Genomic DNA, 10554 nt, shown 5'->3' on the forward strand with positions numbered 1-10554 from the left:
ACTCACTGGTACGCTATCTTTTCATAGCAGCCACCTTAAGGCCCAACTTTCTTCTTCCTAATCAGATTCATCCAATCCTTCCCAAACATCCCACCCATCCCAGTTCAGACATTATTCCTCAAACCTTTCCATTATCCCCGAAGCTCTTTCAACCAACCCTTCCGCCGTATGCAAAATAACTGCTTCACTTCCCTGCAGGATCACTTTTGATTTTGCCCGGGTAACACCGGTGTATAAAAGTTCTCTCGTCAATATTTGTACGTTAAGGTTGTCAGGCAAAACCACCAGCACCTTATCATACTCCGACCCCTGGCTTTTATGAATTGTCATAGCAAACACCGTTTCAGACTCTGCTATATACCCTGGAAAAACTGACTTTAGTTCTTTATTGCTATCCTCAAACCATGCTTTTGGCAACCCATTTTCGTCAGGCCTTATAATTCCAACATCGCCGTTAAATAAGTCAAGCGAGTAATAGTTTCTGGTGACTATAATGGGGCGGTTTTCATAGTACTCCGAACGTTTATCAATCAATTTCTTTTTTCTTAAATAATTTTCGATTGCTGTATTTAAGCTGTACAAACCATGCTCACCTTCCCTCACTGCACACAACACTCTTAGCTCGTTTAATTTTTGTAATGCCTTTTTTATATCCGGTTCCTTTATGTATGCAGCGTATCCATCAACAAACTGTTCGAATAACTCGTTGTCATACTTCGTATCAATCGTTACCTGTTCGTCCTGATTATTTTGCAGGTATTCCTGCAACGTTTCTATGTCGTTTTTAATGATCGCCTTACTGAATTTTCCAATGCCTTTGTCACTTGTAAAACGGTGGCTTCGTTTTAACTCGATAATATGTTCAGATAAAAGATGGGAATTGCCTTTTGATATATAATCAGCATGAATTTGTCTTTGAGTGTCAGAGATAAACGAGTTTATCAGGGCTGCTCTTCCCAATGACAAAATTGTTGATCCTGACTGGCTCTTGCATAGGTCACCAAATAAACTCCCCGCCTCAACTGAAGCCAGCTGATCTTTATCGCCCAGGAGTATCAACTTCGTTTCCGGGCCTATCGCATCTAAAAGCTTTGCAAACAGCGCCACATCAATCATGGATGATTCATCTACTATTACGACATCATAATTTAAAGGGTTCTCCTTATTATGTTTAAAGTAAGGAGAATCTGGAATGTACTTTAACAGCCTGTGAATAGTTGCAGGAGCAATGTTTTGAAACTTTTCTTTTATATCCGCCGCCGCATCCAAAGCTGAGCCTTTTAGAGACTCTGACATTCGGACTGCTGCTTTGCCAGTAGGGGCAGCTAATGCAACTTTAAGATCGGGGTTAATTGTATAAAGTATAGCAAGTATCTTAGCCACAGTAGTTGTTTTTCCCGTGCCAGGCCCACCTGTAATTATTGTAAAATTGTTTAGTACACCAGATACTGCTGCCACCAACTGCCAATCAATATTTTCAATAGGAACGCTGCTTGCAGAAGAACCGGAGCTTTTGAAGAGTGACGTAATAAACTGAGCATGACCGGTTAGTTCTTGTGTCTTTTTTTCAACCTGGCCTTTTTCACTCTCAATAAACGCTTTTATCCTTGTTAAAATAGCCGTTTCGTAATTAAAGTATCTCTGCAAATACAGCCTGTTATTATGCAATACAAATGGCTGCTTTGCTCCATCTTTAAGGGTTACCAGCGGTTCTTCCTTTAATCTTGCTATATTATTTGATACTAATTTCGAATCGAAAAAAGGCATTTCTTCCAGTTCGACCGCAGTGTCATCTATGTTTATACAAATATGCCCTTCACTTAATTTTTTAGAAACTAAAAACGCAAATGGTTTAAGTGTTTCGCTTTTAAAAAATTCTGCAAATTGCTGATGAACGTTATGTAAGGTTTGCATAGAAAATCATTTAAACTATAACTTAAAAGTGAAGGAATAGAAAACCAGTTTTACCTTTTATAGGTAATAGTGGAGGATAAAGCGGTGTTATGCACAATAGCGACAAAATTAAGGCTGTCTGTGTTTATGTAATTTCAGTTTATCCCTTTTCTTTTTGCTATGAACCTTTTCGCTTGCCTTATTTAAATTAGCCCAAATACTAATTATCAAAATTTGTCACTATTTGAATAGCTGTTTTAAATTTCTATACCTGGTCAAACGTCAACAGTAGACATACTTCTATTTTGCTGCCGCTGCAGGAATACTTGTTTAAAAAGAACATTGACTCTACTGGTCTCTTAATAATGATCGTTTCTGAAGTTGTGTACTTTTTAGCAAAGAAACTGACGGAGAATGAAAAATATCGGGTGTATCAAATAGAGCTTTAAATGCATTCAGCAGGTTTAAATTCGGCGGAGGGAGCTTTAGTAGCGCACGAGCGGGAGCTAAATATTAAGGGACTTTTAAAGTCTTCTGCGAAAACCTTTCTAACTTCTGCTATTTGTTTTTGCGTCGAGCTTTTGATTGGTACGAATTACCTGCCAATACTCTTTTCCATACCCTAATAATATTTCCGCCCCTGCGGCAATATCTTTCGTGGCATCTACAAATACTCTAAGACCGTCTACTACAAACTGCGCATTATTATGTAAGCCTTTTATTTTTTTTAAACCTTTTGCGTCGTTTATAAAACGGGCAAGAGATTGTTTATAGTTTGAGGCGTCGATAATGCGTTCCTCGTTTATATAGAAGATGTAATAATTGGCGTCTTCGTTTTCTACTTCCTTCCAGGTTTTTATTCTGCCTTTGTACTCAACAATCCTTGTACCCTTTGGGATAAACATATTTGTAAATAAACCTTTGCCTGCCCCCGGAATAGTTGATTCCCTAATTTCCAGTTGTTTCTCTAATAATGCCATTAGCTATTTTGCCTTGTTTGAGGGTTTAAAATAAAAATAAGGTTAAGATAGATTTGGCCAAAATTACTATCGGGAAGGTTGATAAAAATAATAAAGGGCGGCAGAGGCCACCCTTTATTATTTATTATGATTTAGTTGTAGGTACTAAGCCGAAAAGCTTATACTTTCTTTTAATTCTCTTTCAGAGTACGAAAGACCGTACTGTTTTAATACATCGTCTGGAACACCATTCCACTGGTTAGGCCTGTTACCGACATAGCCAATATCATCTAATCCTATTTTGCTGGTAAAAAAGCCCGAAGCCGTCAAACTCCTCATTCTGTTGAAGAAAGCTACTCCCTGTTGCATTTCAGGGGCTGCTTTTGTAGGGTAAGCTATTTCTGTAACCATTTGTATTTGTTGGTCTGCATTGCAATCTTTAAACGGATTACTATGGCGATGAAGCATTTGCATATCCAACCAACGCAAACCACCTCTCATAGGAAGCTGGTGGTCTGGAACGTCTTTTACCATAAACTCTATAAACTCCGGAACCTTTGCATCTGATGCACTACCAGATTTCTCATCTTTTGGAATGATAATATCTGCAAGTATAGTTATAGTAGCCATTTCATGTTCAGTAAAAAACTTATCGGCGTTCAGTTTGTCATTTCTATCCAGTTCATTCTGCGGCCGGTCTGGTTCTCCTTTCGTATCTGTAGCTACTTCTGCATTCTGATCTTTTGGTTTACATGCTTTTAGTAACACTCCTGTAGAAAGAGTACCTATAGTGAGCGCTTTTAACGAGTCCCGCCTATTCATAAAACGTGTTTTATTAAGTTATAAATTCAACTTTATCTTTAATTCGTACTTCTGTTGTTATTTTAAAACCTTTTATTAAGTCGCGCTCTGCCTACACAAAGAGATTCAGTACAAGAGTGTGACACAACCGGAGTTGAAAGATAGATAACAGTTGGTAACATAAATTATTCTAATCCTTTTAGATATTCTGCTTTTTTCTTTGATCAAGGATATACTCGGCTGCCCTCATTGAGAACGCAAGTATCGTCCAGGTAGCATTCTTGTCTGATTGTTGTACGTGAGAAGCTCCGTCTACAACAAAAAGGTTTTTACAGTCGTGTGCCTGGCACCACTTATTTAATACCGACTTTTTAGGATCATCACCCATACGGGCTGTGCCTACCTCATGTATTATTCTTCCGGGAGCTTCCAATCCCCAGTTATTAGCAGCATTTCTTTCTGACGATGTTACGATGGCACCCATCTCATGCATGATGGACTGGAAGGTTTCCTGCATGTGTTTTGCCTGGTTTATTTCATCGTTGTTCCAGTTGTAATGAAAACGTAATACCGGGATACCAAACCTGTCAACGACGTTGGGATCGATCTCGCAATAGTTGTCAATTCTTGCCATACCCGTACCGCGACCGGCCATACCTACGTTGGTTCCGTAAAAGCGACGGTAGTCATTTTTTAATGAAGCACCGAAACCGCCGGCGTCTTTCATTTTTCCATCAGGACCTGGCACCATTCCATTTAACTTTGGAACATCTCCTCCAAATCCGTAACCCGGCATACCCATTCCGCCGCCAAATTCTATATGATAACCACGTGGAAAATCAAGTCCTTTATTATCGGTGACCCATGGACCCAACAGGTGAATGCTGCCCACACCGTCTTCGTTGTAGCGCTTACGATCCATTAGTTTTGGAAGGAAGCCAGACAGAGAAGCGCCTGTAGAGTCTTGTAAATATTTACCTAAAACGCCGCTGCTGTTAGCAAGACCATTTGGATGGGTTTTAGATTTTGAATTAAACATGATCCTGGTAGACTCGCAAGTGCTTGCACCAAGGATAACGGTTTTTCCGCTTACCTGGTATTCCTGCATGTCGTCTTTATTTACGTATGAAACGCCGGTTGCGAGGCCGTTGTCATCGGTCAGTACTTCGCGCACCATGGCATTCGAAATAACTTCGAGGTTGCCTGTTTTTAAAGCAGGAATAACGAGACATGACGAAGAAGAAAAGTCTGCATAAACTTTGCAACTGCGGTTACACTGGCCGCAGAAAAAACAAGCTCCGCGGTCTTTATTATTTGGCAGAGCCTTCGTTAAAACAGAGCCTCTTCCGGGAATTACTTTGACGCCCGCTTTTTCAGCACCCTGCTTAATGAACATTTCATTTAAGCGAAGTTTTGGAGGCGGAAGAAATATACCATCAGGATCGTTTTCCAGGTTTTCTTTGGTTCCGTACACACCTATCAGCATATCGACCTTATCGTAATAAGGCTTTATTTCGTCGTAGGTTAAAGGCCATCTCTCGCTGTAACCATCGGTAGGTTGAAAATCTTTCGGTCCAAACCGCAATGAAATTCTTCCCCAGTGATTTGTTCTACCGCCAAGCATTCTTGAGCGGAACCAGTCGAATTGGGTATTGTCTTTTTTTGTGTAAGGCTCACCTTCTAGCTCCCATCCACCATAAGCGGCATCAAAGTCGCCAAAGGCTCTTAATTTGGAACCAGCCCCTCTTCGTGGTGATTCGTAAGAGAATTTTAATTGCTGTGAATGTTTGACGGGATCGAAGAACGGGCCTGCCTCTAACAATAAAACTTTTGCACCGGCATTGGCTAAAACAAATGCTGACATGCCTCCCCCGGCACCTGAGCCAACAATTACTGCATCGTAAACTTTTGAAGATTTTTTAATTTGAATATCACCCATAAAATTTAATAGCTTTTTGCAATCAGAAGAAAAATTAAATATAGAATTATAAGTTGAAGAAAAATGATTTTTAGTAAAAATTTGATTGATAGAAAATAAATATAATAACAGTTAATTGAAGAATTATAAAGATAGAATGGAACCCGAAAACACCAGCCGAAGCGAATTGATTAGGGAACAAAAAATGGAAGAGCCGGTTGCTTCAGCAAACAAAAACGAGCAACAAACTTTCGAAGTATTGTTGCTCGTGCCATGTAGTAGTTAGGCTTGTCAGAAAAGTTTTTCGTTAGGAGGATGAACTCCTGCAAGGCGCAAGTAAATGGTTGTTTGACCCCTGTGATGAGTCTGGTGTTCGAACGACTTTAACAGCCACGCGAGTCTTGTTTCGGTAAGCGGTCTTCCCATATTTAATGTGGCTGTTTGCATTAAAGAGGTTGCAGGTAGTTTTTTGATTGCATCGATTGCAAAATCATAACTGCGGTTTACGTAGTACATGACAGAGTCTGCACTTTGAGCACCAACACTTTTTTCGAGATCGGGGCCTGAGTAGGAAGATTTTTCACCGGTTGCAGTTGATACTAAAAACATATTTGCCTGGGCAAGGTGCAATAACTGTTGGGCAAAAGTTCTAACGCTATCGGTTGCTTTAAAGGAGTATTTATTGGCAGGCATTGCTCTCATATATTCCTGCGTATATTCCTTACCGCGTTGCCATTCTTTCACAAGGGCATTTTTAATAGTATCGCCCGAAATAGAGGCCTGGCCAAATGTGGCTGTAACAGAGAAGAGTGTTGCAGTTATAAGAAGTAATGTGGTAATAGGGTTCTTTCTCATACTAAAGGTTTCTTGTTAAAATACAATATCTTTTAAACACTCAAAAGTGTTGTAGAGAAATTAAAACCTGAAAGCAGATCAATGAACGCAGTTATACTTTTAAATATTTGACTTGTTAGAAAAAGCAGGGAAATTAATTGAAACAAAAACGGCGAAGTTTGCGCTTCGCCGTTTTCTTAAAAACTATTGTTGTGAACCACCGCCACCGTTTGCCCTGGCGGCTCTTTGTTTTTCGTAGTAATCTGCTACTCTTTTGGCAAGAGCTTCATCTTTTAAAGCTGCTGACCATCTTTTTAAACGCATATCGTTCATCTCTTTCATCTTCGCCGCTCTTTGATCGTCGCTTAAATCTCTAAGACCTCTCATTTGTTGTCTTGATTCCATGTTGATGCTTACTACAGAATCAGCTTGCGCGTCTGTAAGTTTCAGGTCAGACGCCTTCAACTGTGTAAGTTGTCTTTCTCTCATTTGAGCAGGGTCCATGTTTCCACCGCCGCCGCCTTGTGCCATTACTGCACCACCAGTAGCTGCAAGTAAAAAAGCAAGCAATACAATTAGCTTTTTCATAATTTTTTAAATTTTTGTTTTCAAAAAGTAGTTAAGACAATGTACGTGCTTATTTTATCAGTTCCTTGTTTTTGGAGGGCTAAAAACGGTAAAAGAGGGAAGTTAAACGGTTAAGTAAATTTCAATGTAAGGTCTTAAAATAGCCGGTAAAGTAGTAGTAACGCATAACCTAATGGTACCCTTTCGGGTAGATAAATGTTGGGTTAGCAAAAGATGTACAAGTGTGCGACGCAACAAAAGCATCGTAAGAATTACCGATGCCGGTTAACAAAAAGGGGTAGATGCATTTAACTGATGAAATAGAAAGCGCACGAAAAAAAATTTTCATGCGCTCTTTCGAAATAGAACTACAAGTGGGAAAAATTATAGCTTGCCACTTCCGCTTCCCAGCTCTATTTCGCGGTTCATCTGTTCTATGTCTACTGGTTGCGAGAAGTCGCCTAACAGCCATTTGCTGTAGTAGTCTGCCAACATGTAAAAGAAATATTCGCTCATGTCACCGTAGGCGTGTCGCTGACCCGGCAATACAACAAAGTCGAAACGTTTGTTTGCTTTGATGAGGGCATTTACAACCCTGGTGGTGTTAGCGGGATGAACGTTATTGTCGATATCTCCTGTTGTTAAGAGAAGGTGACCTTTTAGGTTTTTAGCCAGGTCGTTGTTTTTTTCGATATTGTACATAAAGGTGGTGTCGCCTTTTTCACCCACGCTTTCCTTCACCCCGTGGTGTTTTTCACTCCACCAGCGATTGTAAATACTGTTGTCGTGGTTGCCGGAAGAGGAAACGGCCACTTTAAAAAAGTCAGGATAATTGAACATGGCAGCAGTTGACATAAAGCCACCACCAGAGTGACCATGAATGCCGACGCGGTTAATGTCGATAAAAGAATAACGATCGGCCAGTTGTTCAACAGCCGCCTTTTTATCAGCAAGTCCAAAATTTCTGAGGTTGCCGTAACCATAGTTGTGATACCATTTGCTGCGGCTGGGATTGCCACCACGGTTGCCTACCGTTACTACAACAAAACCTATTTGTGCAAGCCTGTCGATACGATCCATTCCTTTTCCGAATGCTTTGTTTACAGCTTCTGTTTGCGGACCAGGATAAACATATTCGATGACTGGATATTTCTTTGTAGAGTCAAAATCGAACGGCTTGTACATGACCCCATACAGGTCTGTGATACCGTCATCGGCTTTTACTTTGAACACTTGAGGAAACTTATAGCCTGCAGCCATTAATGATGACAGATCGGCTGTTTCAAGGGTAAGCACTTTTTTGCCTTCGCTATTCAATAAAACCGATGTAGGGGCGGTATTAACTCTTGAGAAATTATCAACAAAAAACTGCTTGTCGTCATCCATTGTTGCTGAGTGCTCGAACTCGCCCGCGTTCAATAACCGAATGCCTGTACCATCGAAATTTATACGATAAACATGGGTATAGTAAGGATCTTCTTTCGGCTCCCTTCCATTTGCAGTAAAATATAAAACCCGCTTCTTTTCATCAATACCAACAATGTCTTCGCAGTGATATCCGCCAGTTGTTATTTGATTTTTTAGCTTGCCATTTCCATCATATAAATAAAAGTGTCCCCATCCATCCCTTTCGTTCCATTCAATTAGTTCACTACCTCCGTTGACTAATCCAAGTTTTCTGATCTCCACATACGTATTCATTCGCTCTTCTATCAAAGGGCTTACTTTACCGGTGTTGATGTCAACAGCACAAACGTCTATTCTTTTGAGGTCGCGACTTGTACGGGCAAAATAAAACTTATCATTTGTTCCTAACCAAACAGCAGGGCGATAATCATCGTCCCTTGTTTTTTGAAGAACCGGTGCGTTCCATAAACTAATGGATTGGTCTTTAAACTGTTTTACATCCAGTTCTTTGTTTGTCTTAGTAGCCATGTCGAACAACAACACGAACTCAACAGGTGCTTCTTTTTCGCCGGGCATGTGGTATTTGTACGTTTCCAATGTCGGCCGTGGACTGGCAATGCTGTTAATAACCCATAACTCTTTAACCGCTCGCATATCCGGTCTTGACATTACAAAGTGCTTAGAATCGGCAGACCACAATATGCGGGCGGCCTTGCGTTTATTTTTATTCTTCTCTTTGTCTACATTGGTTTCGTTATCCGAAGAACCGTATTCAAAATATTCAATTCCATCGGTGGTGAGTTTGTTTTCGACAATGGTGCTATCATCTTCCTTTTGTAAAGCCTTTTCGTAGTTGGACTTATCCATCCAACATAAATTGAAGTTTTTAGCAAAAACAATGGTTTGACCGTCAGGAGAAACAGAAGCCCATGTGGGATTTCGTTTTGGCTTTTTAAAATCGGGTAGTTCAACCAGTTGTTCGGTATCGAGGTTATATTCAAAATAGAACACCTTTTTCTCTTTTGCAGGAGGGGTTCCTTTTTTTACAGTAGTATCTTTTCGCTCCACTTCCTGTGAGCTTTTTACTTCGAATTGAATCCAGTTTTCGTCTTTTACAAAACGCATGCTGTCTACCAATAAGTGTTGTGCATCAAAAGGGTCCTTTACTATTTTGGTTAGTTCTGCAGCAAGTTTTGCATTGTCGAACATCAGTCTTTTTTGTGCCTTTACCGGGTCAACCAAAAACCAGTTTTTTCCCTGAGGTGTCTCGTACACGTACCAGAACCGATTTGATTTTTTCAGCCAATGAGGATCTACAGATGTAGAAAAAACCATCTTGTCTAATTTCTTCGGAGAAAACCTGGAGGCAAGTTGGTAGTTTGCTTTTGTGCCGGTTTGTGAAAATGAAGTAGTAGAAATAAGGAGCGTAATGAATACAAATAATTTCATAAATAACTTAATTGAATGAAAAGGAAAAGTAGGAACGAAATGCAAAATAAAGCAAGCTTGTATTTGCCAATATAAAGAAAAAGCAGGTTAAAAAGTCAATAGCAGATAAAGACCTATTGCTTGTTGCGGGTTATAAGTACAATTGCCTTTCGTTTTGTTTAATTCCTCTTCATGTTGCAAAAAGGGCAGGCTTTTAAGGAATTGAAGTATTCAGCATAGAAAGATTGATAGGCTCAAAATCTTCTTTGCCGGCTTCGCATAAGGGACAGTGATAATCGGCCGGCAACTGAGGAAAAGTTTCGGATGGAGTATTTGTTTCTTCCCCGCCGATTGTTTCATCGTAGATGGAAAAGCAATGTTTACACTGGTAAACAATTTTTGAAGAAACATTTTCTGAAGGTGTAATTGCGGGTTGATGTAAATTTTCAAATGCAATAGTTTTCTCCCTGCTCTCCAACTCGTAAAAATATTTACATAACGAAACAAGGTATGTTCCCAAATGGTCCTTTTCAACGTCCTTTCTAAAACTGATTAAGTTGGAAGTATTGGGATTAAAGTCAGCGGTATATAAAATTTCAAAGCGTTCTAATGCTTTTAAGCGCCCGGGGTTTCTGACTTCCTGTTTCCTCACAACCACAGACCCGAGCATGCTTGAAAAAAGTCTTGTTTTTACAGCAAAGCTCAACCCGTAGGTGCGAACATCTTCTTTGTCGAAATACCGAATGA

9 protein-coding genes are annotated in these 10554 nt (G+C 40.0%); 1 reads left to right on the forward strand and 8 read right to left on the reverse strand.

Going from position 1 to position 10554, the window contains the following annotated elements; translation table 11 throughout:
- Window positions 1–111 precede the first annotated feature (111 nt).
- From recD to JWR87_RS19595, 4 genes are all read right to left on the reverse strand, one after another.
- Complete coding sequence (gene recD / locus JWR87_RS19580; protein ID WP_297823471.1) at window positions 112–1914, reverse strand: exodeoxyribonuclease V subunit alpha; 1803 nt, start codon at window positions 1912–1914, stop codon at window positions 112–114.
- Between the two features lie 527 nt (window positions 1915–2441).
- Window positions 2442–2873, reverse strand: a complete 432-nt coding sequence (locus JWR87_RS19585) for an SET domain-containing protein (RefSeq protein WP_297823473.1) — start codon at window positions 2871–2873, stop codon at window positions 2442–2444.
- 144 nt (window positions 2874–3017) lie between these two features.
- The gene (locus tag JWR87_RS19590; protein ID WP_297823475.1) at window positions 3018–3674 is read right to left on the reverse strand and encodes a gluconate 2-dehydrogenase subunit 3 family protein; all 657 of its coding nucleotides are present in this window, start codon (window positions 3672–3674) and stop codon (window positions 3018–3020) included.
- A 178-nt stretch (window positions 3675–3852) separates the two neighbouring features.
- Window positions 3853–5592, reverse strand: a complete 1740-nt coding sequence (locus JWR87_RS19595) for a GMC family oxidoreductase (RefSeq protein ID WP_297823477.1) — start codon at window positions 5590–5592, stop codon at window positions 3853–3855.
- 136 nt (window positions 5593–5728) lie between these two features.
- Between JWR87_RS19595 and JWR87_RS19600 the strand changes: the two genes are divergently transcribed.
- The gene (locus tag JWR87_RS19600) at window positions 5729–5857 is read left to right on the forward strand and encodes a hypothetical protein (RefSeq protein WP_297823478.1); all 129 of its coding nucleotides are present in this window, start codon (window positions 5729–5731) and stop codon (window positions 5855–5857) included.
- A 5-nt stretch (window positions 5858–5862) separates the two neighbouring features.
- On the opposite strand, the gene JWR87_RS19605 is transcribed toward JWR87_RS19600, so the two are convergent.
- The 4 genes from JWR87_RS19605 to JWR87_RS19620 form a co-directional block, all read right to left on the reverse strand.
- Window positions 5863–6426: a DinB family protein gene (locus tag JWR87_RS19605; protein WP_297823480.1), complete on the reverse strand. Its 564-nt coding sequence runs from the start codon at window positions 6424–6426 to the stop codon at window positions 5863–5865.
- A gap of 183 nt (window positions 6427–6609) precedes the next feature.
- Window positions 6610–6993, reverse strand: a complete 384-nt coding sequence (locus tag JWR87_RS19610) for a hypothetical protein (protein ID WP_297823481.1) — start codon at window positions 6991–6993, stop codon at window positions 6610–6612.
- A gap of 363 nt (window positions 6994–7356) precedes the next feature.
- Complete coding sequence (locus JWR87_RS19615) at window positions 7357–9828, reverse strand: DPP IV N-terminal domain-containing protein (RefSeq protein ID WP_297823483.1); 2472 nt, start codon at window positions 9826–9828, stop codon at window positions 7357–7359.
- A 193-nt stretch (window positions 9829–10021) separates the two neighbouring features.
- A partial coding sequence (locus tag JWR87_RS19620) for a rubredoxin (protein WP_297823485.1) occupies window positions 10022–10554 on the reverse strand: 533 nt, incomplete at its 5' end.

The organism is Segetibacter sp., from assembly GCF_025963695.1.
Lineage (GTDB): Bacteria > Bacteroidota > Bacteroidia > Chitinophagales > Chitinophagaceae > Segetibacter.

What these genes read in the sequence shown, in the direction of transcription:
- JWR87_RS19590 (WP_297823475.1), bottom strand. Translation starts at nt 3,674, where the DNA reads ATGAATAGGCGGGACTCGTTAAAAGCGCTCACTATAGGTACTCTTTCT.
- recD (WP_297823471.1), bottom strand. Translation starts at nt 1,914, where the DNA reads ATGCAAACCTTACATAACGTTCATCAGCAATTTGCAGAATTTTTTAAA.
- JWR87_RS19605 (WP_297823480.1), bottom strand. Translation starts at nt 6,426, where the DNA reads ATGAGAAAGAACCCTATTACCACATTACTTCTTATAACTGCAACACTC.
- JWR87_RS19610 (WP_297823481.1), bottom strand. Translation starts at nt 6,993, where the DNA reads ATGAAAAAGCTAATTGTATTGCTTGCTTTTTTACTTGCAGCTACTGGT.
- JWR87_RS19600 (WP_297823478.1), top strand. Translation starts at nt 5,729, where the DNA reads ATGGAACCCGAAAACACCAGCCGAAGCGAATTGATTAGGGAACAAAAA.
- JWR87_RS19595 (WP_297823477.1), bottom strand. Translation starts at nt 5,592, where the DNA reads ATGGGTGATATTCAAATTAAAAAATCTTCAAAAGTTTACGATGCAGTA.
- JWR87_RS19615 (WP_297823483.1), bottom strand. Translation starts at nt 9,828, where the DNA reads ATGAAATTATTTGTATTCATTACGCTCCTTATTTCTACTACTTCATTT.
- JWR87_RS19585 (WP_297823473.1), bottom strand. Translation starts at nt 2,873, where the DNA reads ATGGCATTATTAGAGAAACAACTGGAAATTAGGGAATCAACTATTCCG.